Raw genomic sequence first — 24,706 nt, forward strand, 5'->3', positions numbered from 1 at the left:
CTTCAGGAAAAATGTGTGATGGATTTTAAGCCAGTCAAACAACTTAAAGCGTCAAATGAAATAAGTAATCAGCTTAAAGATGCCATATTTCAAGGAAAATATATCGCTGGTGACAAGTTACCCTCTGAACGAGAGCTTGTAGAATCTTTTCAAGTCAGTCGCACCGTTGTTCGTGAAGCTATCAGAGGATTAGAAGCAAGCGGGCTTGTTGAAATCAAACAAGGCGCTATGGGCGGCGCATTTGTTAAAAGCATCACCTTCGAGCGTTTAATCAATGTGTGCCAAGAACTTTTTCTGATGGATCAAATGTCTTTTTCAGAAGTGTGTAATGCCAGACAAATGATTGAGCCAATGGTGGCGGGTTTAGCGGCCAAAAATTGTACCCCTGAAATGGCTGAAAAACTGCTTGAAGCCTGTGCTAATGAAACCCAAATACTTAGTTATGAAGAAACAGTCAAATTACGCCAAAATGTGCACTACCTGCTAGCTGACATGTCCAACAACCGCTTCTTAGCGGCTATTGTGAAATCCTTACTCAAAGTGATCAGTAATACCGCACAAGAGTTCGAACCAGACCATGATGAAATGCACCCTGCTGGTTTACATGATCCTATTGTTAAAGCTGTCATCGCAAATGATGAAGAATTAGCAAAAGCAGAAATGCATAAACATTTATTAGATTTCACCTTTAGACTTGATCAAGTTGAAACTAATTTCAGAAATAAATAATTTCAGTTAGCACTCACTTCAACAAACCTTACACATCACCTAACACTGCAGTGATGGTAAGGTTGCCGAGCAAATCCCTTCTTCAACAACAGTGAGGGCTCTCACAACCTAAATAGGCTAAGGATATAGAGTAATTTAAGTAAGATTATTCCGTGTTCACCTTCTGCTCATGTTACCTTTAGTATATTGATTATAATCACCCCTGCTCGAACATTGTGGTAACGGTAAAGACCTAAGTGATTGACTTCATTAATGTCACTATCATCAATAAGAGAATGTAATATGAAATTATTATTGGTCGAGGACTCAGAAGCCTTACGTCGACCTGTGATCAAAGCGCTTAAAGCATCGGGTTTTGCCGTTGATGCCACAGGTGATGGCCAAGAAGGTTTATGGATGGCGCTTGAGCACGATTATGATGTCATTATTCTCGATATTATGCTGCCAAGTTTAGATGGCCGAGACGTATTAAAGCAGTTACGCGAAGCCAATAATGAATCTCCGGTTTTATTCCTTACCGCTAAAGACGCCATTGAAGATCGTGTTGCAGGTTTGCGCTTGGGCGCCGATGATTACTTAGTCAAATCCTTTGCCATTGAAGAGCTCATCGCACGTGTCGAGGCCCTAGCAAGGCGTAAATACCAAAACCGCTCGCCAAAACTTGTTGTCGCCGATTTGGAATTGGACCGCTCAGCGAAAACCGTCATGCGAGCACAACAATCGATATCATTACCATCGCAGTTATTTGCTTTATTGGAATATTTGATGCTGAACACCAATAAGGTTATTTCTCGAACTCAAATAGAACAACATATCTATGACGAACAAGTCTCACCTAGCAGCAATGTGGTCGATACCGCTGTCTGCGCCTTACGAAAAGCAATTAGTGTATCAAGCAACAGCGCCCCGCTTATCCACACTCGTCGAGGAATGGGCTACATGATCAGTGCAGAAAAACCATGACCAGCATTCGCGCCAAGTTACTATTTTGGCTAGTTCCCTGCTTTGTGATCATCGCCATATTAGCGATATCTGCTCTGTACCTTTCTGAGCAGCGTCGATTGAATGCCAGCCTCACTAATGAGTTGAATGAATTTACTCGCATCATAAAACTCACGCTTAAAAGACCGCCTAACCGGTTCACTCCACCTGCGGCGTTAAATCAAGATTTTAGCGCTAATATCATGTCAAAACTCGACAATGAAAATAGCAATTACTATCTACAATCTTGGGACAAACAAGGTCAAACACTGCGTAAGTCCATCAGTCTTGGTGATAATCACCTGCCTGCCCCCAGCAGTTTACAACAAACCGTTCACTCAAATGATGTCGAATATAACAGTCAGTTAAGTAACGGCGATGCTATTCGTGTTTATTCATTTGCCGTTCAAGGTGGCCCAAGAAAACCTGCAGCAAACATATCAGTGGCCATAAATCGAGAAGAGATAAATCAACAGTTGTCCACATATGCACTGCAATTGATTGCTGGCGGGTTATTTTTTTGCACCTTATTATCAGTCATGTTGGTGTTTGCTATTCGTAAAGCATTAACGCCAATACAGAACTTGTCTGAACAGGTTGCAAAAGTCGAAGCTGGCTCGTTGCATAACCGATTAATTGCAACCAATGTCCCTTCTGAGATCAGCCCATTAGTCGACAGGCTCAATCAACTGCTCGCAAGGTTAGAACAAAGCTTTGCCAGAGAGCGTCAATTTAATAATGACTTAGCCCACGAGCTACGCACCCCATTGGCCGCAATGCGAACCACCAGCGAGGTTGCTTTGAAATGGCCAGAGCAGTCCTCATCTGAAGATTTTCAGTATATTGCTGAATCATCGGCTCAATTACAGCAAACCATTGATAGCTTGCTGTCGTTAGCACGAATCGAAAACTCAAGCGCTGAAACATTACTGGAACAAGTCAATATAACCACGCTCATTGAAGAGTGTTTATCATTACAAACCGCTCAAATACAGCAGCGAAATATCACCATCAGTCAATTAGTCACTCAAGATCAATACATAGTGAGTGATCCTCGCCTACTGCGCGTTATTATTTCAAATTTAATCAGCAACGCCGTCGCCTATGCCCCAGTCAATAGTGACGTCATCATTGACAGTGTAAGCCAACAATCAGTCATTCGAGTCAGCAACCATGCACCTCATCTCAATCAAGATGACTTAACAACCATGTTTGATCGCCTCTGGCGAAAAGACAAAGCAAGAACGGATAACCAGCATGTCGGATTAGGCCTATCTATTGCCCATAGTGCTGCCCAAGCGCTATCGCTTGAGTTGCACGCCAAGCTTTATGAAGCGCAATTACACATGTCACTTAACTACGGAAAATAACACTCGCTCATCTTCTGCTCATCTTTGGTTAATTATGCTACCCCTGTATGAACAACTCATAAGGGAAGCACAGTGATAATTAAACTAAAAACAAACCACACGCTGCGTATACTTTGCTCAATGTTACTCAGTCTCATGTTATTGGGCTGCGGCGGCGATAGCACGGATAGCCATCAAGACGAAACAGACATTGGCGAACCCCCCATCGACTCTGGCGGAGGTTCTGGCGGCGATGATGATAGTGATGATAATGATAATGGAGACGACGGCGACTCAGGCACCGGTGAAGATGATGACGGTAGCGGCGAAGACGGTGAAACCCCACCAGTGAGTTTCAATCTCGGTACGGCAGCCCTTAACGATACCGGCATTACCTTTGGCGCAGACTACAACCGAAATGGTATTGACTGCAGTACGACACTCACAGCAAGTGATAACACAACGCTCGCTCAAGATTGTAATCAAGGCAGAAGTGCTAGTACGAGTCAAAGCGGTTTTGATTTTACCCGTATCAATGCAGATGGCACTGAATATAACGGCAGTGGTGACTATCAAACCGCGCCTTGGGCATGTGTTAGGGATAATCGCACAGGCTTAATGTGGGAGGTCAAAACTCAGGATGGCGGCATTCACGATGCCAATAAAACCTACCGCTGGGGAGGATTAACTGCGCTCGAAAGAGAGCACCCCGAACGCAATGGGGATTACTATGATGATTGGAACAGCTTAATCATTGGCACCAATGAAGCTAACCTTTGTGGCTACAGTGACTGGCGAGTACCGAGTAATCATCAGTTAATGTCAATTGCCCATTTCGGTTCCACCTTTACCAATAGCAATGGCAATCTTGCGTCTAAAATTGACGGACAATATTTTCCCAATACGGTTAGCGAGTTTTACTGGAGCTCGGTGCCTTATTACGGCGAACATCAAGCGTTTTATGCATGGGCGTTTCAATTCGTATTCGGTAATAACAAAAATATTCAGCGTTACCAGCCAGCAGCATTGCGCTTAGTGCGAGTGATTGACCCTATCTCCACCACCAATAGTGCGCAGCAAACCCCAGATGAACGTTACACCGTACATGATGACGGTACCGTTACCGATTTAGCCACTGGCCTAATGTGGGCACAATGTGTTGCTGGCCTTAATGGGCTTAACTGCGATAATGGCTCAGCAGAAGCGATGGACTGGGGCCTAGCACTTGAATACGCACAGAATACTCAACTGGCAGGCTACAGCGATTGGCGTTTACCTAATAATAAAGAGCTATTTTCACTGATAGATTTTAGCACTGTCTCCCCTGCCATTAACCTCACCATTTTCCCTTCAACCACCAATGATTACACCTGGAGCTCGTCGCCTATGATCGAGTTCTCACAAGACTCATGGTTTATCAATTTCAAAACAGGGTTAAATTGGTTTAAAGGGCGAAGTGATAACATGTTAGTCAGAGTAGTGCGGGCTGGAACGTCAGACTCGCAACTGGCAGCTATTGATATTCAAGATGGCGAGGCGATAACCTTTGATGACGGTTTAGGTACTGTCGAAGGTGATGTTGCGCCAGTAGATGTGCATGCTCAAGTGCTTATTAATGAGCAAGGATTAACGGGTGATCCTACAACAGGTCGAAATTTACCTGATATTAATGATGCTAAAGCCCAGTTAGGTAAAGCGCTGTTTTATTCAAAACGATTAAGCGGTGAATACGATACCGCCTGCGCCTCTTGTCATCATCCAGCGCTCGGTGGTGGTGACAATTTATCATGGCCTGTGGGATATGATGCCGTTGATGTATTTCATGACTTTGCGCCTAACTTACTCGGTTCAGGTCGATACTTTAACGGCAGTGATAGTGATGAACTTGCGGGTTACCCTGTGATAGGTCGCAATGCGCCAACCGTGTTTAATCTAGGTCTGTTAGATCGAGGGCTGTTTTGGGATGGCCGTATCGAAAGCATCAGCGGTACACCGAATGCCCGTGGTACTGATGCTGGCATCATCACCCCTGACTCCGCTAACTTCAGCAGCGCAGATAGTAACATCCCGTTAGGTGCATCATTGGCCAATGCACAATCTCGTTTCCCCACTATTACTCATAACGAAATGCGTGGCGACGAGCCCTTAGGTGACAGTCATCAAGCATATCGCTCAATGTTAGCAGCTCGCTTTGAAGGTCATGCAGAATGGGAAGCACTATTCCTAGCCGCCTATGGCAATAACACGGTGACATTTGATCGTATTGCTGAAGCTCTGGCCGCCTTTGAAGAGTCAATGGTCTTTGCGAACAACCCATGGAAAGAGTATGTCGCAGCGCTGCGTGGTGAAGCCAATAACAACATCGATAGTCTCAGCTTTAATCAAAAAGTCGGTGCGGTATTGTTCATGACAGCAGGTGACGAAGGTGGCGCCGCTTGTAGCCAATGTCATACTGGAGATGCGTTTACTGACGGTAAATTCCACGCCATCGGTCTAGGCCAAGTCGGCCCGGGTAATGGTGACAGCAATCAGTTTGTCATCGACAGCGATTTTGGACGCCAAAATATTACAGGCGATATAGGCGATGCTTATCATTTTCGCACCTCGCCATTACTGAACATTGCGGTCACTGGGCCGTATATGCATAACGGTGCTTTATCTACGCTATCGCAGGTAATGGATGTTTATGGTAACCCTGGTGGCGCCATGAATGACCTGTTAGGCATTAGCTCAATACTCAATGCCGACTCACAATTTAATGAGCTCAATAATGCCGATTATTGCCAGCTAACCTCTGTAGTCGATTTAATGAACAAGTATGGTGAAAGCTGTGAGCAGGTTTACTACAATATGAACCCATACGCATTTGAAAATACACGCTTCTTGTTCCGTCAAAGCTTTGATGAATCAACTTCCCATTCGCCAGCACCAGAAATCGATATCAATATTGAGCAATCCGATAAAGTCGTTGAATTTATGGAGGCACTAACCGATCCCTGTGTGACCGATAGAGCCTGTTTACAACCATGGATTATCGATAGCAGTAATTGGCAGCAACACCCTGATTATGCTGACAACCCTAGTTTGATATTAATAGGGGAAGATAAAAACGCTACTCTGCATTAACCCGCATAAAGTGCAATGAATCAACACATCAAACCTTCAGACATTAAAAGTCTGAAGGTTTTTTTACTTAAAAACCCTGTTAACCGAAAAACAAAAATAGATTAGCGTATTGCTTGGCACAAATAAGTCGTTATCAACCACAAACCTCGTTGTATCGGTCCCTATAAAACCTGCTTATGCGCTCAAGATGATTCAATAATGTTCAATAAACAGTAAATTTACAACATAAATGATATGTTGTAACATAACTGTTATGTTTTGGACTCCAAGAACCTAAAGTGAATAATTTAGGTGAATTTAAACACAAAAATGTAGAGACAGTTAATGCAAAAAGAAATGGTTGTAGCCTCCTCCCTGAGTGTGCGTTTTTCAGAGCAAAATGTCCTTGACGATGTGAACTTTAAAATAGGTGAAGGCGAAGTATTTGCCCTGCTTGGCGGCAATGGTGCTGGTAAATCCACTGCTCTTAAAACCTTTTTGGGAACAATTTCCCCAGCCAGCGGATCTGCAACGGTAATGGGAATGTCTGTTGAAAAAGACATAGATAGCATTCGCAGTAAAGTCGCCTATCTACCTGAATCAGTTATGTTATACGGTCACCTAACCGGTTTTGAAAATATTAAGTATTTTCTGTCTCTAGCTGATATATCTCGCGCCGAATCAGAAATCGAACAAGCTCTCACACGAGTGGCACTGCAAAAGAATGCGTGGCATCGAAATATGGCGCATTATTCAAAGGGCATGCGTCAAAAGACAGCCATTGCCTTGGCGCTATTGCGCGAGGCGCCAGTATTATTCCTTGATGAACCTACCTCAGGTTTAGATCCTAATGCCATCGACGAGTTCAACCAACTGATTGCCACTCTCGCCAATGAAGGCGCTACCGTATTTATGGTGACTCATGATGTTTATGGTGCTTGCCAAATTGCCCACCGCATTGGCTTATTAGATAACGGAAAAATTGTTGGCATGTTTGAGCGTGGTGACAACGCCCACATCGATACAGAAGAAGTTCATTCAGCCTTTTCAGCGAGATACAGAAGATAATGGCCATTAATCAAATTACACGTGATGAATGGCGTTTTTGGCACAGAACTAAGCTTGCAGCAACCATTATCATCATCGGTACCTTACTGACTATTGTATCTGCAATAGTTAACACCAATGAAATGCAACACGCCACGCACGAGCGTGAGCATTTACAGCACACCTCTGAATCTCGGTTTTTAGAACAACCTGATAGACACCCGCACCGTATGGTGCATTACGGTCATTATGTATTTCGTACCCCTTCTACACTGAGCATCATTGAGCCAGGTGTTGATGCATTTACTGGGACATCTATTTTCCTTGAGGGACATCGTCAAAACAGCGCCATGTTTTCTGACCAACGTCAGGCATCGGGCATGACCCGCTTTAGCAGCTTAACCCCAAGCTTTTTGCTGCAAGTGCTGGTGCCACTGTTCATCATCATGATTGGTTATGCCAGTATCACCCGCGAAAAAGAAGCCGGTACTCTCGATATCATGATTACCCAAGGCATCAACTTATGGCACTTGCTCATAGGTAAATATATTGCCTTAGTCAGCAGTGGACTATTGATGTTACTGCCGCTGATTATTGCCGCTATTTGGGCGACAGTGAACGGTGAGTCAATCATGATCACCAGTGCTTTCGTTGCCGGTTACGTGCTTTATATCTTAGTTTGGAGTGGCATTGTTTTAGCCGTTTCGGCGCTAAGTTCTAAAAACAGTGCCAGCTTCGCCACGTTAGCCTGTCTGTGGATAGTGCTGTGTATTTTAATTCCTCGCATTGGCAGCTCAAGCGCTGCGGCCATAGCCCCTTCACCAGGGAAATTGGAAGCAGACTTTGCTGTTTTAGAAGAATTAAGAAAACTCGGTAACGGCCATGATGCTGCAGATCCTGCATTTGAGCAGCTAAAGAAGAACTTACTGGAAAAATATGACGTCGATAACATCGAAGATCTACCGATTAATTTTCGCGGTGCGGTATCGCAATACTCAGAGAAAAAACTCACTGACTTGTTGAATGAGTTTGCAGAAAAACGCATGGATGAAGAGCTTTCACAAGCCCAAATCGCAAGACAATTTGGTTGGTTAACGCCCACCACAGCAATCCGTTCTTTTTCTATGATGATATCGGGCACCAGCCTAGAAACTCATCATCGTTTTCTTCGTGAAGCCGAAAAATTACGTTTCGACTTTGTTCAGTCACTTAACCAAGTTCATCAAGATGCGTTGAGTTATGAAGACGATATGAATCGTTATACCGATGATGACATCGCTCGAGTCGATGCTGATAACTGGCAAGTTTTATCTTCATTTTCATTCGAACCTGACGCAGCGACAACCAGACTAGAACGCAGTACAGCTTATGTTCTGCAATTATTGTTTTGGGCGATAGGTGTAGGGCTTTACTTGAGAATCGCAGTAAGGAGGATACGTTAATGAATGTATTTTCAAACCTAAAAAGAGAAGCGCACTTTGTTGCAAAACAGCGTTATGTTATTGCATTTTTGAGCATTGTGTTTTTGCTAGCTGTTTTTTCCGTATGGTCAGGGATCAGTGAAACACAATCACAATTAACTACGATTGAGCGACTGCAGCAAAAAGATCAAATAGACCGTGAAGATGTCCTGTCAAAACAGTCTGATTACGGCAGTGCAGCCTATTACACCTTTCAACTGACCTACTCAGCCCCTTCAGAGATTGCCTTTGCTGCATTAGGGCAGCGAGATATTTACCCGTGGAAGCATCGCGTACGTATGTTGGCTTTGGAAGGACAAATCTATGAAACCGATGTAGACAATCCAGAGCTGTCTTTTTTAGGCAAGTTTGATTTTGCTTTTCTGGTGAGTGTGTTGCTACCGCTATTTGTGATTTTATTACTGCACGATCTGCGCTCATCTGAACGTGAAGCAGGTCGTTACGACTTACTGATCACGACAGCAAGAAAACAGCAAAATCTGTGGTTATCACGTGCCTTTGTTCTGTGTAGTGCGTTGGCTATCGCCGTCTTATTACCCTTTATTGTCGGTGTATTGTTCTTTAAGGCGCCACTGACATCCGCACTGCTCATGATACTGGTCGTACTCGCCCATCTGGTATTTTGGATGTTATTAACCCTAGCCTTTACTGCCAGTAAAACAGCCTCAAAACAAAGCTCTGCCCAAACCGCTTCAGTGTTACTTGCAGCTTGGCTAACCGTTACCGTGTTAGTGCCTGTTGTCAGTGATATGGCCATTGATGAGATGGTGCATAGTCCTAATGGTGGCGAAATCGTATTAACCCAGCGCGAAGCTGTCAATGATGCTTGGGATCTACCGATGTCCGATACTTGGGATGCCTTTTTAGTGAATCATCCTAAATGGAAAGATAGCACTCAAATGGATTCATTATTTGAGTGGAAATGGTACTACGCATTCCAACAAGTGGGTGATGAGAAAGCCAGTGAGTTATCTAACGCTTACCTTAATGCCACATTAGAAAAAGATGCACTCGCGGGTCGTTTTGCGCTTCTGTCACCGCCGATGCTGGCACAAAGATTAATGTCATCAATCGCAGGCACAGACACACAAGCGTCAATGAGGTACGAGCAAAGTGTGCGCCAATACCATCAAAGGTTACGTCACTTTTATTACCCACTGTTGTTTAGCGACGATGAGTTTAGCCTAGACACGATGTCAGGCTTACCGAAATTTACCCCCCTGAAAATATATAAAGCCACTAAATCTAGCCACTCATTTTAGTGGCTAGATCGAGTTGCTAACTCAAGTGAATAACAAGGAAAATAGTTAACATGAAACGCCACACCTTCAAACAGCAGATCACACCTTTGAGTCTGTGTATCAGTATCGCTTTATCAACGCCAATGCTTGCTCACGCCGCTGATACAACGGCGACCGTTAAAGAGGATGTTGAAGTCATTGAAGTGACAGGTCTTCGTAATGCGTACCGCGGTAACGTTCAAGAAAAAGATCTCCCTCAATCTATCTCCACTATATCCTTTGAAACATTGGAATTAACTGGCATTACAGGTCTTCAAGATTCATTGGCATTAGTGAGTGGCGTAACCAGACAAAACGACTTTGGCGGACTGTGGGACATGTTCGCCATTCGTGGTTTTGCTGGAGATGAAAACCTGCCTTCGGCCTATCTGATTAACGGCTTTAGTGCTGGTCGCGGCTTTAGCGGCAATCGCGATATGTCTAACGTGGAAGTGATGGAAGTGCTTAAAGGACCAAGCTCTGCATTGTATGGTCGTGGTGAGCCTGGCGGTACCGTCAATATCATCACGAAAAAACCTCAGTTTGACCAACAAGGTTATATCAAACTGACTGCAGGTAGCTTTAACACTTATCGTGCTGAAGCTGACTTCACGACAGGATTAACTGACGACTTAGCATTTAGAGTTAACGGTGCTTATGAAGATGCTGAAAGCTATCGTGACACCGTTGAAAGTAACAAAACGGTTTTAACACCCTCATTTTTATACCAATTAAGTGATGATACGATTCTCAGCTACGAGCTTGAATACTTAGATCAACAAACCCCAATGGATCGAGGTGTTGTGGTTGTTGAAGGTAAAGATTTCTCAGCATCAAATTTTTACGGTGAACCAGCAGACGGGCCTGTAGAAATTAATGCTATGGGACACCAGCTGCAACTACAACATGATTTAGCGGGTGATTGGGCCATTAATGCGGGTCTCAGCTACCGCACATCATCATTTGAAGGCAGCGCAACAGAACCACGTTGGTACGATGCCGATGGCAACTACATTGTCCGTCAGCGCCGCTATCGTGATTTTGATGCCGAAGATTTATCGGCTCGTTTCGAGTTCAGTGGTTCAGCTGATTTATTCGGCTTACAGCATAACTTGTTAATTGGTGCTGATGCTTACGAATATGAGCTAGAGCGTCTTATTTTACGCTATCGCCATAACACGGCGCCAGCTGGTAGCCCTGAAAGTGCCCCTGAGTATTACGCCATCGACTACGATAACCCTGTGTATCGCGACGCCTTGCCAGACATGATAGACAACACGTCTGATTTAGAAGAACAAAGTGGTCAAGGGATTTACTTCCAAGACCAAATTGATTTGTCTAAAGACTGGAAAGTCATGTTTGGTATGCGCTACGACAACTTCAGCCAAGACATCACTTATCGATTAGACAATAACCGTAAAACCAGCACCTCAAAGTCTTACTTTAATCCTCGTGTGGGCTTAGTTTACGAGCTATCTGATGAAGCACGTCTTTACACCAGCTACTCAGAAGGCGCACGTCCAAACTCAGGCACCGATGCCGATGGTAATGGCCACGAACCTGAAGAAAGTAAGTCTTACGAAATCGGCATGAAATGGGATTATGCAGAATTCGGTTTCAGCGGTACTGCGGCCTTATTCTCAACCGAGAAAGCCAACATTCTAGCCAGTAGTCCTAATGGTGATGGCACCACTGAAGCCATTGGTAAAGCGGAAAGTGAAGGCTTTGAGCTTGATCTTTCTTATGAGCTGACCGATAGCACGTTAGTGTCGATGTCGTACGCCTATATCGATGCGCAAAATGCCAAAGAAATAACCCTATGGGATTGGTATGTCATTGAAGAAGGTGCTCGTTTAGGCAATGTCCCTGAACACAGTGGCAGCCTTATGCTACGTCAGTTTGTTGAATTTGGTGGGTTTGAAGGCAGTGGCGGATTTGTCGTTCAATATGTTGGCACTCAATTAGGTGACTTTTTAGAGCAAGATTACGACCTGCCTAATTACACCTTGGTGAACCTATATGCCAACGTCACATTGACTGAAAATTTAGAGCTTAACCTCAACATCGATAATCTACTTGATGAAGAGTATTACGCCAACTCATATTCTGAAGCATGGACTATGCCTGGCGAACCTAGATCATTTAAAGCAAGCATGAAGTACTTATTCTAACGTCATCTTGTATAAATGATGGCCGTAAGCCGGTGTGAGTAGCCTAATTACATTGCGCTCTTATTCCGGCTTTTAAAGGCTTAATGGCATTTACATTGTCAGCAAAGCCCATTTTATTTGGGTGATTAACACATAGCATTTGAGGTAAATAATGATGACAACAGCAACTGAGACAGCCAATAAACCTGTAACATCCATTCATCACCAACCTGAAATGCACAAAAGCCGGTTGGCGGTCTCCTCAGACAACCCGAATGTATTAACTGACATTTACCGTGAAGAAGTGAATATTGCCATTTGGCAGCAAGAGCTTAGTCATGATGTTGTCAGCTGTGCACAGAGGTTAGTGACAGAAATACCTCACCTAAAAGCGGTGATGACTGTAACCCCACAAGAGTCATATCAACACTTAACTGAGCAGTTAAGCCTTTTTGAAAATAATCATGTAATTTGCCATCAAATCAGCTTATTGGTGGATATGTTTTGTACCCTTTTCGAGCTTAAAAGAGTTGGCCTAAGATTAACGGCACTTGATCGCGCTATGTGTCCTAAATTTCATGTAGATAGAGTCCCTTCTCGACTGGTCTGTACCTTTACGGGTAACACTACACAATGGCTTGAAAATAATGTCATTGACCGTTCAAAACTCGGCATCGGTAGCCAAGGACTTGCTGACGAAGAGTCAGGTCTTTTGCAATCCATCGAAGATATCAACCAACTGTCTGTCGGTGATGTTGCGTTATTAAAAGGCGAAGGTTGGTTTGATAATGAAGGCGGCGGATTAGTCCATCGCTCACCTAGCCCAACTAAAGGTGAAAAAAGGCTTTTGTTAACATTGGACTTCATCAACTAAATATAGCTGAATCAACAAAGTTCAATCTATTATCAGTTGTTACTTTCTTGCTCGCCGCCTTCCTCTCGATACTCAAGCTTCTTCAAGTCGGCATCATACATGGCCGTTAATAGCGGCTCGCCATTACTGTTAACTCGAAATTCACCGTAATCAGCGGCTTCATATACACTGGCGTGACCTTCTTGAAAGAAGAAAGCGTTGGTAGCAAATTTGATTTGCCCTTGCCTCACTCGATACTGTATCCGTAACGGATTTGAACTCAGAGTTTGCTCGCTATCTTCAGCACTGTTTATACCGCTGTTTTTTGCATTACTCTTGCCGTCATCTGGAGCATCTGCAATAGCCTGAAAATGGGCGATATGATTTTCATCGATTTTGACAATGACATAACCATCACTATTGGGGAGTGATTGCCACTGTTCACTTGTTATCTCAATGTTTTGCTCTTCACTGCTAGCGACTGAGTGACTTTGTGTATCTGAAACGCCTTGATTGGATTTCGCAGCTTCAATTGATTGCGCTTGAGCATGCTTTAATGCTGCACGAATATCATCTGCGATTTTAAACCGCAGCGCCATGTAGTCCCCCTGCATAAGTGAGCGAGGATCAACAGGAGCTAACTCAAGATAAACTTTGGTGCCATGAGCAAGATGTTGCTCTTTTTGATAAATTTGCCAATTCACTAACCCTAATATGATGACTAAGGTGCCAAATAACAGGGTTTTGTGTAAGCGTGTCTGATGATGACTCAACAATTGGATTAACTTATTCACTCGCCGACTCCTTGGCAACATTATTGATACTCGCCTCTGCACCGTTAAGCCAACTGGATTTAAGTAAAAACCAGCGCATACCTAGCAGGACTAATCCCATCACGGCGAGGGTTATCGACTTTTCAAAAAGGGTGTAGTGTAAAAAGTAATAGTAAGCAGATATAAAGCTCAGTAGAGCGGTAATCCCTACTCCCATTAATAAGTAATTACTGGCTGAAAAACCTAAAATGAGCAACAAGATACCGACGTTAATTCCTGGTGCTTCAAACGATAGCACCGAAATAATAACGATAACGGCGAATGTCCAGTAACGCAGTTTTTGGGATAATTCAGGATGACGACTCAGTATCGTTTGCGCCACATACAGTGACACGAATGCCAATAGTACATTCCCCATCCAAGGAGCGGTGTAAAACCCTTGACTGACCGAGGCGCCGATATCCTTATACCAATGGTATTGAAATGCCATTAAGCTAGACTGTAAAACTTGTGATAATAACAAGCCATATGCAATGGGACGTTTATGACGTGATAACCCGGCAAACATTGGTTTTTTTGATAGATTGAACTCATTTAATAATAACCAGCACGCAACCATCAGCACCACACTGCCACCAATAAACGGCAGATGAAACAAGGCTAACGTCACCATCAAACAGCACCCTGCAATAAATGCTGAGCAAAAACGATGAATATCATTCGGCATTATTAACAATAAACTAAGCTGTAACACTGTGGCCATTAACCCACTAACGTCATCGTTAGTATGTTGAATAAAGCCATATACCAATAATATTTGCCCGCAAAAACTCAACGCTAATGCAAGATGCTCTAAAAACTCATTTCGAATTTTTAAAAGTAATACATAGGCCACCAGCACCAACACAGCTCCCATGATGTAAGGGCCTGAATCTTCATCGAAGATAAACTCTAACCCCAATGCGACAAACCCTAAAAAGAATGATGCTGCAAACCAGCCCGCTATTGCGAGTAATAACTTCACAAACCAAGGTGATGTAATTTCAGTTTTTTCTGGCGCTTCTCCCATAACCAATTGATGCTGTATGAGTAATTGCCAAAGCCCATGGATTGGCTTATTGGTATTAGAGAGTGACTGCTTCATGATTGCCACTCCTTATTGATATTTCGCAGCCACATTGCCGACCCCGCCGCCATTCCAATCGTGGTGAACGACATCAACAAAAAGCCCAACTCATGAACATCACTTAGTAGGTGCGTCGTTAAAAAGCTGATAATAATGATGTTGGCCGATAACAAGGTGCCAGCTAGCATAAATAAATCCTGCCGAAAGCGTCGATAGGCGATGTACATTAAGCCAACCCATATTGGCCACACAAGAACAGGAACGAGGTTTTCACCACTCAAGTCATAGCGACTTACACCTATATAATTGGCATCTACGATAACCAACAATGTCAGCCAAGTAATACTGTAACCACTGACTGACGCTAATACTCTTGGTGCCCAGCGAACAGTTAACCAAGTATATCGGCGGCTCATAAACTCCCAACACAATAGTGCTATGGCATTGATACTAAAGACGCTCCAGAGCGCATTTAAGTCTTGATGCCCAAAAAGTCCTACCCCGCCAAACTCAAGAAAATATAGTAGTACTGCTAAATTGAGTAAGCCTACCCATACCATCCACAATGCACTTAAGCGACCTATGATGACCCAAGGAATAATCAGCAATGCCCAATTAAAAAATAACTGCCACGGATCGGCACCTGTTTGATATGTCTGCCCAAATAACGCCAATAATACCCCGAAGAAAATCGACGCCATTAACAAAGGGATTTTGGCAACAGTATCGTTGACTTTAAATTGGCTTACGATTGAAGAAGGTGCCTTGGAGGGTTCTGATAAAGCGGAGCCTTCAGTTTGCTGAGTTTTTCGCGCTTTTTTATCTAACCAGTAATAACCAATAACAGATAAAACAATTAGCACTTCAACAAGCATAAACTTGGCAAACTTGCCCATCTCTTGCCAGTTGTAGGCAATAAAAAATAGCACTGAAAACATCAATGCTAACCCGCCAAACCAAGCGAGTAATTGATTAAGAAATTGAAACCAACCTTGAGTGCTTGGCGAGACACCACTTAGCTTTAACGCTTGATTGATGTGATGTTCAGCGATTTTATCCTGCTCGATCAACTCAATCATTTGAGAACGATTTGAGGTCATATAGAATCCATTCTTATTTTCAATAGCGGTAAATTTGATTAATCAGACCACACTTCAGGAATGAGGGTCATTCTTCTGATGCTAGGGTTATGATTACAAATATGTTGCGTTGGGTTTTCAAGAAAAGCCTTTACAGCATTTGTCTCGCATCGCCATTGTATACCTTGTCCAAACTGACTTGGTTTGTGATGAATAACAGTGCCTGATTCAAATTGCGAATCTAGCACTAATACAATGCCTTTCTGGCTAGAAATAAACGCATCTCTGACACCAATTTCAGACTTTAATCTATTTAACATTGCACTGGCTTCTTTATTACTTTCTGGAAAACGCTGATGTTGATAATAAAATCTATCAACATCTCTTCTAGCGCTTAACACTTGACGGTTTAGGCTTTGAAATAATGACTTCAGTTCCGCTTGTTCAGAATTCAGCTTGATTGTTTTGGTTTGGGCTGCAATTTGCTTTTGCATGTTTTCAAGAATGTTAGCTTTATGCTTTTCCTGCTCGCTCATTCTTTGTTGAATCTCGACCTCCAGCTCTTTATTCACAAGCTTTGACCTCAAACCATTGGTCATAACTTGCACTGTTACAGCAAAAAGTATCAGTAAGCTAGAGACAATAAGCAATTTGTAAATAGAAAAGCCTTTAGTGAAATCTTTTAAGAAAACAGAAAATGATCGGTGCTCTTGATGTTGCCAAATATCTTTCTGTCTTGCTTGAAGCTGTTGTTGTAGTGAGAGCGGAGGGGTAGGTCCTCTTTTATGTGTCGCGATCACTTCTTTGGCAATACGCTCAATTTCTAGTCTATCGAGCTTAGTAACACCATCTAATACTTCAAGGTAATCAATTCCAAGAGGTGGAATATTTCGCCTTTTAATACCATAGAGCTCAAAGTCTCGAGCCAAGACTTTAGCCTTGATCTCATTAATAATGACATCACTTGAGTTACTCCAATAGTTTCCATACCCACTCATATACTTTCATCCTTGACACACAACTTAATCAACCCAATTAAGCTGAAATGTTGTTACAACACCATTTTGTATTCAATCACATTCAAATCCTTAAATGTGATTGAATACAATAGCATTTATTCTTTATATGCACATTAGTTTAGCGATTTAAGTTTATCAATTAGTTACAGCTCAGCTCGATAAGGAATACCTCGTTGCGCCCCTTGCCTAGTCACCGTAATCGCCGATGCTTGGTTGGCAAAGCTCACCGCTTCAATCATGCTAAGCCCTTCATCTAATGCCACCATTAATGTGCCATTAAACGTGTCACCTGCAGCGACGGTATCAATTCCAGTGACAGGAAAAGCAGCTATTAGTTGATTGTATCGCTCAGAATCAGTTTGCACACTGACATAAGCGCCCTGACTCCCTAGAGTGATAATGACCGTGTCAATGCCATACTGATGCAACTTGTTCGCCGCAAGAGCGGCAGAGTGTGTATCAGTACCCGTAAGCGCTTGTCCTTCAGTTTCATTAGTAGGGTTTATTGATTATCAAAATAATAGCCCCCTTTTAAACAAAAGAGACACCCATTGTTTTGACGTTACCAAGGCCTTATCTAGTACCTCCTATTGATGAAAAGGACCCCAAAGTATAGAGTGAAGAATAATGGCGACTTTTATTCTAAATCTGCGTCTATAGGAGCCGCACTAAATGCAATATAGCCTTGAACAGCTGCAAACATTTATCACCGCTTATGAGTTAAAGTCGTTCAAGAAAGCGGCAATCAAACTCAACAAACATCGAACGACGGTTGGCCAAGTAATAACGAACTTGGAGATCCATTGGGGGGTGACCCTGTTTGACCGCTCAGCACGTTCTGTACAGATCACCGAAGAAGGAAAACTGCTTTATCATCATGCTAAGCAGGCATTGGAACAGGCAAGAACCCTCGATAAACTGGCAATAAGCCTCGCAAGTACCGGACTTGAAACCCTAACTATTGCCTATGGTAGCTTTGTTCCCCAAAGTATTCTCAATACCATCTATCAAACCATCACGGACGCTTTTCCCAACATGCGTATCAACTTTGTGGTGCGGAGCAAAAGTGAAGTCAAGCAGGGAATTCAAAGCGGACAAATCCATTTTGCTTTGATGAATGTTCATCAAGCTCAGATGATTCATAGTATTGATTCGACGTTTTTAGGGCATATTTCACTTATACCTGTCGCAGGCAATCACCATGAAATACACAGCCTGCCAAACAGCGCACGCTACCCTGCGATGCAGTCGTCTAAACAAATGATCATGCAAGCATTTATTGAAGATGACCTCGCAACGCGAATGATAGTATCGTCGCAACATGATCAGATTGGTGAAATGTCGTTATTGCTCAAACTGGTGAGTGAAGGTCACGGCTGGGCGATATTGCCCAAAGAGGCGCTGCAGCATTCTTGTTACCAAAAAAGTATCCAGAAAATCGAACTTTCTGGCGCGCTTAATGAGATGCTAATTCCCATGGCACTTTGGTGCCCGCATTCCATACAAATTGCTCAAATCAAAACCACATTGATTGAGTCTATAACGCCATATTTTAAGTAGATTGTGAGCCTGACAATACGAAAGCCTCACTGCGTCTCTGATAGTGGTTATTGAAAAGAGAACGATAGTGAGGCTATTCTTTTATTTATCAATAATTAGTCGAGTTCAATCTTGTCATACTCGAACGAGGTCGGAATATCGAAGGTATGGACTTTACCATCCGTGAAATCAATCTCATTCAGATCGACCATCTTTACGCTCGGGCTGTAGAAAGAACGAATGTACAACCTCTTGTTTTGAAGATCGCTCACGGTTGTCCATTGTGCAAACTGTGAATAGTCTTTTCCATCAGAATGGCGATACTGTTTCACGCCCTTTGGCATATCAAAGTTATTCAAGATATTAAACACCGAATGCACACCTTCGTCAGCATCAGCAAAGCGATCAGCGGTCTGACTGTAGATAGAAGCGCGAACGAAACGATTCGCAGACGTGATTTCTCCAGGAATGTTTTCTAGGTTTCCAATATCCAGTCCACCAGCCTCAACATCGCGTACATCGTCACCAAGTGGCGCAGCTTTATCGATTGGAAGTGAGGTATAGCGCTTTAGGTTCTCTTGATGCCACTCAAAACGAGGCGCATTGGTGATTGTCCCAAGCGGATTATCGAAGATATGCAGCTCACCATTCACGTATTGAACCACTGCGGCATTCCCCTCTGCATCATTGATAGCCATATGAGCTTGCGGTGAAAAATCCCAGCCCTCGGCACTTGGATAGAGGTTAGAGTCTACAACTTTCACACTCTTAAGTAGTGCCTTTGCTTCCTCTACGTTTGCTGCTTGTGACAACACATACGTTGCAAACTGCCAACCACCAATGGATTCATGTGCTAGGCTCGGATCATACTGTTGATACTCAGCTTGGCTATATGGCTGGAAGAAGAATAAGCCAACTTGAAGGCCTTCTTCATTGACTCCTTCTGTGACTGCTTCCGCTTCAAATGGGATTGCCGCAACAAATCCGTACTTAGCTGCCCATTCTTTGCCATTCGCCCCTTCAGAGGTGTGGCCTTTAAACTGATAGCCTTGTGGGTAGGTTTTCCAGTTAAATTCAATCACATCATTACCAAATTCCATGGTTCTACCAAAGACAGGTGCACCATTATCAGCAACGAGGCGAATACCAGTACAAGCATCTGCGGGGGCTACGGTGGCAAACATCATTGTGGAAAGGGCAATTGAACAAAATAGTGGTTTCAATTTCATCGTTATTTCCTCAAGCAAGTTGTAGGATCCCTATGTTTAATGGCGTGAAGGTGCTAGCGATTAAAACTGACGCACCACTCGTTACTTTTCCATGTAACGCTACGATTTTGATTATTGCCTGATGTGAGCTTTTCTCAAACTACCCATGGTTAGATCAACCCCTACCTTGATTAAGAACCCCCTCTTTCTCCAGCAAAAGAAAAACTAAACAATCTAGCCCGTGAGCACAATAAGCACTCGATAAGGTAGGCCAGATCCATACCATGAAGATTTATTGTGCCTCAGATAACCTTGTATTATGCATAAAATTCAATAGAACATTATTCGTACTATTCAGCATTAAATGGATAAATCCTGTAATAGCGTTCCAGTTTAATTTATCAATCGATTCGCACAACATGATGAGCATAATATGTCCACTACTGAACTATTACTTCAATTCATTACTATTATTGGTACTGCTGCTTTCGCCCTTTCAGCTGTCTTAGCGGCTTTAGATAAAAAAGTCGATATATTTACCGTCATCGCTCTCGGATTAATGACGGCAATTGGTGGGGGAACAATGAGAGACTGGACGCTTAATGTCCCTGTTTTTTGGTCAATCGATGTTTACTACGCCATCATAGGTATCGTTGCGAGTATTTTCGGCTTCTTTTTCTTTCCCATTATGCAAATGAAGCGAATAAACACATTCTACCTTTACATTGATGCTATTGCCGCCTCTCTCTTTGCCATACAGGGGACACACAAAGCATGGAATTTAGACTTTGGACTACCTGTCGCCCCTATACTTTTGGGGGTGATTACAGCGGTAGGTGGTGGCATTGTGAGAGATGTTTTACTGGAAAAACCGTCATTACTACTCAGTAAAGAGCTTTACGCTATCCCCATCACACTTGGTTGCATGATATATACGCTGTTTTTAGCCTTTGCACCTGAGTGGACAACAACAGGCACAGTAGTATCCATTATTTTTTCTGTTTACCTAAGACACCTTTCAATTAGTAAACAAATCACGGTGCCTGAATGGGCGATATTATCAAGGAAGTATCCGTGAGGTGATTTCATTCTTCAATCACAACTATATATATCAAAACTGAATTTAATTGAACGGCAGGCAATTAAATCAAAAGATTTACAACATACTCAACTTAAATATCCACACTCGGAGATAGATAAATGTCTACTAACAATACAGTAACCGTATATACCGCAAAAAAAATACACACGATGGACCCAGGTCGACCGACAGTTGAAGCAATCGCTGTACTCGATGGACGCGTACTCTCTACTGGCACCATCGAATCAATGCAACCTTGGCTCTCTCGTTACGATGTCACCATTGATGATACCTTTAAAGACCGCATCATCATGCCTGGTTTTATCGAAGCGCATTCACACTGCTGGATGTCTGCCGGCTTTATGGCTTTGCATTTTATTGGCCCTATCAAGTGGCCTGGTCGCTTTGGTATTCAAGAACCGATTAATGATGTTGAAGGTATCTTGGCAACTCTAAGAAAATTGGATAAAGAAGAAACTGACCCAACCAAACCTATTGTTGCTTGGGGTTATGATGAAGCTAAACAAGGTGGCACTTTAGACAGAGACATACTCGATCAAATCAGTACAACTCGTCCTATCTATCTTCTAGCATGGGCACCTCACTATATATATACGAATTCAGCGGGTTTAAAGCTGTCTAATGTCCCGACGGATTCTGACAATCCTCATATTCAGAAATACGCAGATGGTCGACTCAAAGGCATCTTAAACGAAGCTGATGGCGTACAAATGGCCATGGCGCCTGTATTAGATCAGGTTTTAGCGGGGGGAGGTATCGATGGTTTGAACTTCATGTCTTCGATCGCCAACCGTGCTGGCATTACGACCATTGCTGATTTGCTATATGGTACATTAGATGAGAAGCAAGAGTTGCACGACCATGTAGCAGCGACTAATGATATGAATTTTCCTGTACGCATGAGGCTCACCCCGCATGGTGCCTCAATGACAAAGTTGCATGGTGTTGAAGGTGCAATCGAAGAAATCAAACGACTTCAAAGTCTAGAAAGCGATAAGTTCTTTATACGTGGTGTCAAATTCTTCTCTGATGGTTCTTATCCACTCCAAGGTTCTTTGGTCGGATTCCCAGGCTACCTAGATGGTTCACAAGGTGAGCAAGGTGACAATGACCTCGTTAATTTAATGCTTCCGTACTGGCAAGCTGGCATGCAGCTTCATTGTCATGCCAATGGCGATCTTGCGACTGACATAACCTTGAACACGCTTGATGCGTTGCAAAAAGTACAGCCTCGATTCGATCACCGATTCTCTATTGAGCATTATTCAATGACGACACCAATGCAGGCCCGTCGACTTAAAGCACTAGGTGGTGTGGCTAGCGTTAATAGCTACTTTATCCATCATCGCAGTCTTCTACACAGAACACACGCTTACGGCCCAGATCGCGCTGAAACTGTTGCTCGTTTAGRCTCACTTGAGCGTGAAGGTGTAGTGTTTGCTATGCATTCAGATTACCCACAAGTTGTGGTACCGATGCAGCCACTCTCCGCAGTTTCTGGTGCCGTAACGCGTATTGCAGAAGATGGTGAAACCGTTATTGCGCCTCATGAGGCGATTGGTGTTGATCGCGCATTACGTGCTGTAACCATCGATGCTGCTTATGTACTTGGTATGGAAGATAAAATCGGTAGCCTTGAACAGGGTAAGTTTGCCGACTTCACTGTATTAGACGAAGACCCATATGAGGTTGACCCTAAACATATTGAAAACATTAACGTTTGGGGCACCGTTATGGGCGGTACGCCATTCAAGGCTAAGGAAGTATAATCATGGCTAATTCCAATAACATTTACACCCCTGCCTTTAATATGGCAAATGTTGTTAATGCTAAGGATAGCCAAGCAGTTGAAGAACGCTTTAACGAAGCACATCAAGGCATGATGGGCATGTTGATGACCGCTTATAAAGTACGCAAGCAAATATCAACAGCGAGCGAAAACACACTACCTTTAACCATCATTGGCGGCTTTTTGGGATCAGGTAAGACGACGCTTCTCAATAAGTTGCTGACTGCACCTCACGGGAAACGTTTGGTGGTTTTAGTGAATGATTTCGGCAAAGTGAATATTGATGCAGAACTCATCGCATCACAGACTGATGACATGATCAATTTGTCGAATGGTTGCGCGTGCTGCTCAGTTTCAGCAGATTTGACCGACAGCCTCATTAAACTGTCAGAACGGGATGAATTACCAGAAGCGATTGTGCTAGAAGCCAGTGGCGTCGCAGATCCACACGGTATTGTGCAGGTCGCTCATGCAATTCCTGCTATTCGCTTGGATGGCGGCCTTGCTGTAGTGGACGTGGAAACATTATTTACGCTGGCTCAAGACAAACTCACTGGCCGATTGTTTCACAACCAGATCTCAGCTGCAGATCTCATTGTGTTAACCAAAGTTGATTTAGTCGATGAGCACCAGTGTGCCATTGCGCGCCAATGGCTTAAAGATAACTACCCAACAAAAAAGGTGGTTGAAGCCTTAGATGGTAACGTGCCGCCAGAAATCATTTTAGGTATCGAAACCACGCTGCCAGATGATTATGAATCGCCAGAAAGTACGGATCATAAGCATGATTTTGCCAGTGTCAGTTTTACGTTCGAGCAACCTATTTCAGAAAGCAAGATTCGAACGCTACTCGCCGAGTTGTCCGAGTCGTTACTTCGAGTGAAATGCGTACTTAATCTTGACAGTGAGCCTAGCAGTAAAACTATCTATCAACGCGTTGGACAGCGAGACACTTATCGAACTTCTGAGCCATGGAAGGACGAAAAGAGACATAGCAGCTTAGTCTTTATTGGTCCTAAAGGCACGCTAAACAAAGAACAACTTGAGACAGCACTCATCAATTGTCTTGTGTAGCTGCAAAATGATTACGTGGCTCAACAGTACGGTATATTGCACTCGTAAGCCACAAAACGGCTCAATCTGAGCTTTCAATATTAAGGTAATGACATATGTCTTTTTTTACAATGCTTGAGTTTACGGCTCATGATGGTGACGGCAAAAGATTCGCTGATTTACATATCGAAAGACGTTGTGTAGAAGAAGCTGCGGAAACCATCCCCGGATTTTTACATGGCGAAACGATGCTCTCCAAAGACGATCCAGCAAAAGTACTGGTCATGTGTACTTGGGAAAATGAGCAAGCCTATCAGCAATGGTTAGATAGCCCAGTGCGTGCAAAACAAACCGAAGATCTTATTCATAAGGTCTCCGTTGATGCGAAAACGACTATGTTTACTAGCATCCATATTGTCACGAAATAGATTCTATTTTTCAAAATTGAACACGGTCGAATTGGTAAGAATGGATGGCTGGTCTTACACTAGCTCATCCATTCTCATTAAAATGTTAGCTCAAAGATACTTATCAATCGGAAATAAACGTAAAAAATCCAATTGCAATAAAAGTTAACGCTGTAGTGAATTTATTGTTCTTATCGAGGATGCTATTTTGGCCTAATACTTTAACCGCATGAGCATGATGAGAATAACCTTGCTCAAGTTCTGCTACCAACCCATCTATATCACTCATTGCCAGTTGTTTTAGCATAGTGTCCTTTATCATCAGTAGTGAAGACGTTACAACACTAGTGTCTAACGATTTCAAACTAACAACAAGTTGCTTTAACAGATTAATTTGTAGAGTAAAACATTGAAGTTTTAGGAGTGCATAAGAGAGGTCTTGAGTGTTTAATGAAAGCCGAACTTCCCTGACGCCTAACCGTTTCGGTAGTTTAATTCGAAAATAAAACCACTCTTTACGGATATAAAGGTGCTTAGTGCCAGCTATTGCTTTCATTTTTCAATTGATTTTACAACGGTGTATCACATTTTGAATTTTAACTTGATGATTTGAATTAATTTCAGTAAACCGCTTGA

Annotated in this window: 20 protein-coding genes and 1 pseudogene; 14 read left to right on the forward strand and 7 right to left on the reverse strand. The window is 43.0% G+C overall.

Annotated features, from left to right (window positions below; all coding sequences use genetic code 11):
* Positions 1 to 18 precede the first annotated feature (18 nt).
* The 9 genes from A9267_RS19330 to A9267_RS19370 all read left to right on the forward strand — a co-directional run bounded on the left by A9267_RS19330 (position 19) and on the right by A9267_RS19370 (position 12,996).
* The gene (locus A9267_RS19330) at positions 19 to 729 is read left to right on the forward strand and encodes a FadR/GntR family transcriptional regulator (RefSeq protein WP_055025566.1); all 711 of its coding nucleotides are present in this window, start codon (positions 19 to 21) and stop codon (positions 727 to 729) included.
* A 282-nt stretch (positions 730 to 1,011) separates the two neighbouring features.
* Positions 1,012 to 1,692 carry a response regulator transcription factor gene (locus A9267_RS19335; protein WP_055025567.1) on the forward strand — a complete coding sequence of 227 codons (681 nt, stop codon included), beginning with the start codon at positions 1,012 to 1,014 and terminating at the stop codon, positions 1,690 to 1,692.
* Positions 1,689 to 3,080 (forward strand): sensor histidine kinase, encoded by a 1,392-nt coding sequence (locus A9267_RS19340; protein ID WP_065110394.1) that lies wholly within the window; start codon positions 1,689 to 1,691, stop codon positions 3,078 to 3,080. Before A9267_RS19335 ends, A9267_RS19340 begins: the two co-directional genes overlap by 4 nt.
* Positions 3,081 to 3,152: 72 nt before the next feature.
* Complete coding sequence (locus A9267_RS19345) at positions 3,153 to 6,185, forward strand: Lcl domain-containing protein (RefSeq protein WP_065110395.1); 3,033 nt, start codon at positions 3,153 to 3,155, stop codon at positions 6,183 to 6,185.
* A 336-nt stretch (positions 6,186 to 6,521) separates the two neighbouring features.
* A complete protein-coding gene (locus A9267_RS19350; protein WP_231919228.1) occupies positions 6,522 to 7,232 on the forward strand; it encodes an ABC transporter ATP-binding protein in 711 nt (236 codons plus the stop codon).
* The gene (locus A9267_RS19355; protein WP_065110397.1) at positions 7,232 to 8,653 is read left to right on the forward strand and encodes an ABC transporter permease; all 1,422 of its coding nucleotides are present in this window, start codon (positions 7,232 to 7,234) and stop codon (positions 8,651 to 8,653) included. The genes A9267_RS19350 and A9267_RS19355 overlap by 1 nt, the downstream gene beginning before the upstream one ends.
* Complete coding sequence (locus A9267_RS19360; RefSeq protein ID WP_065110398.1) at positions 8,653 to 9,954, forward strand: DUF3526 domain-containing protein; 1,302 nt, start codon at positions 8,653 to 8,655, stop codon at positions 9,952 to 9,954. The genes A9267_RS19355 and A9267_RS19360 overlap by 1 nt, the downstream gene beginning before the upstream one ends.
* A 50-nt stretch (positions 9,955 to 10,004) precedes the next feature.
* Complete coding sequence (locus A9267_RS19365) at positions 10,005 to 12,143, forward strand: TonB-dependent siderophore receptor (protein ID WP_065110399.1); 2,139 nt, start codon at positions 10,005 to 10,007, stop codon at positions 12,141 to 12,143.
* Between the two features lie 151 nt (positions 12,144 to 12,294).
* A complete protein-coding gene (locus A9267_RS19370) occupies positions 12,295 to 12,996 on the forward strand; it encodes a DUF1826 domain-containing protein (RefSeq protein WP_065110400.1) in 702 nt (233 codons plus the stop codon).
* Positions 12,997 to 13,028: 32 nt separating this feature from the next.
* Here the strand turns inward: A9267_RS19370 and A9267_RS19375 are convergent, their stop codons facing one another.
* The 5 genes and pseudogenes from A9267_RS19375 to A9267_RS19395 form a co-directional block, all read right to left on the reverse strand.
* Positions 13,029 to 13,769 (reverse strand): GDYXXLXY domain-containing protein, encoded by a 741-nt coding sequence (locus A9267_RS19375; protein WP_197495570.1) that lies wholly within the window; start codon positions 13,767 to 13,769, stop codon positions 13,029 to 13,031.
* Positions 13,762 to 14,892, reverse strand: a complete 1,131-nt coding sequence (locus A9267_RS19380) for a DUF4401 domain-containing protein (RefSeq protein ID WP_065110402.1) — start codon at positions 14,890 to 14,892, stop codon at positions 13,762 to 13,764. Before A9267_RS19380 ends, A9267_RS19375 begins: the two co-directional genes overlap by 8 nt.
* Entirely contained in the window at positions 14,889 to 15,974 is a 1,086-nt protein-coding gene (locus tag A9267_RS19385) for a DUF2157 domain-containing protein (protein ID WP_065110403.1), read from the reverse strand. Before A9267_RS19385 ends, A9267_RS19380 begins: the two co-directional genes overlap by 4 nt.
* Positions 15,975 to 16,012: 38 nt before the next feature.
* Positions 16,013 to 16,951, reverse strand: coding sequence for a hypothetical protein (locus tag A9267_RS19390; RefSeq protein WP_065110404.1), 939 nt, complete (start codon positions 16,949 to 16,951; stop codon positions 16,013 to 16,015).
* A 164-nt stretch (positions 16,952 to 17,115) separates the two neighbouring features.
* A pseudogene (locus A9267_RS19395) lies at positions 17,116 to 17,466 on the reverse strand (PfkB family carbohydrate kinase); the annotation flags it as partial.
* Positions 17,467 to 17,644: 178 nt separating this feature from the next.
* Here A9267_RS19395 and A9267_RS19400 point away from each other — a divergent pair.
* Positions 17,645 to 18,532, forward strand: coding sequence for a LysR family transcriptional regulator (locus A9267_RS19400; RefSeq protein WP_065110406.1), 888 nt, complete (start codon positions 17,645 to 17,647; stop codon positions 18,530 to 18,532).
* 95 nt (positions 18,533 to 18,627) lie between these two features.
* Here A9267_RS19400 and A9267_RS19405 read toward each other — a convergent pair whose 3' ends face one another.
* Entirely contained in the window at positions 18,628 to 19,740 is a 1,113-nt protein-coding gene (locus tag A9267_RS19405; protein WP_065110407.1) for a linear amide C-N hydrolase, read from the reverse strand.
* A 412-nt stretch (positions 19,741 to 20,152) separates the two neighbouring features.
* On the opposite strand from A9267_RS19405, the gene A9267_RS19410 reads away from it, so the two are divergent.
* The 4 genes from A9267_RS19410 to A9267_RS19425 all read left to right on the forward strand — a co-directional run bounded on the left by A9267_RS19410 (position 20,153) and on the right by A9267_RS19425 (position 24,091).
* The gene (locus tag A9267_RS19410; RefSeq protein WP_065110408.1) at positions 20,153 to 20,797 is read left to right on the forward strand and encodes a trimeric intracellular cation channel family protein; all 645 of its coding nucleotides are present in this window, start codon (positions 20,153 to 20,155) and stop codon (positions 20,795 to 20,797) included.
* A gap of 122 nt (positions 20,798 to 20,919) precedes the next feature.
* On the forward strand, positions 20,920 to 22,590 hold the full coding sequence (locus A9267_RS19415; RefSeq protein ID WP_065110409.1) for an amidohydrolase: 1,671 nt from the start codon (positions 20,920 to 20,922) through the stop codon (positions 22,588 to 22,590).
* Positions 22,591 to 22,592: 2 nt separating this feature from the next.
* Positions 22,593 to 23,684, forward strand: a complete 1,092-nt coding sequence (locus A9267_RS19420; RefSeq protein ID WP_065110410.1) for a CobW family GTP-binding protein — start codon at positions 22,593 to 22,595, stop codon at positions 23,682 to 23,684.
* A 95-nt stretch (positions 23,685 to 23,779) separates the two neighbouring features.
* The gene (locus A9267_RS19425) at positions 23,780 to 24,091 is read left to right on the forward strand and encodes an antibiotic biosynthesis monooxygenase family protein (protein WP_065110411.1); all 312 of its coding nucleotides are present in this window, start codon (positions 23,780 to 23,782) and stop codon (positions 24,089 to 24,091) included.
* 103 nt (positions 24,092 to 24,194) lie between these two features.
* Here A9267_RS19425 and A9267_RS21850 read toward each other — a convergent pair whose 3' ends face one another.
* Positions 24,195 to 24,377 carry a hypothetical protein gene (locus tag A9267_RS21850; RefSeq protein ID WP_156669211.1) on the reverse strand — a complete coding sequence of 61 codons (183 nt, stop codon included), beginning with the start codon at positions 24,375 to 24,377 and terminating at the stop codon, positions 24,195 to 24,197.
* Positions 24,378 to 24,706 lie beyond the last annotated feature (329 nt).

The organism is Shewanella sp. UCD-FRSSP16_17, from assembly GCF_001675935.1.
Taxonomy (GTDB): domain Bacteria; phylum Pseudomonadota; class Gammaproteobacteria; order Enterobacterales; family Shewanellaceae; genus Shewanella; species Shewanella japonica.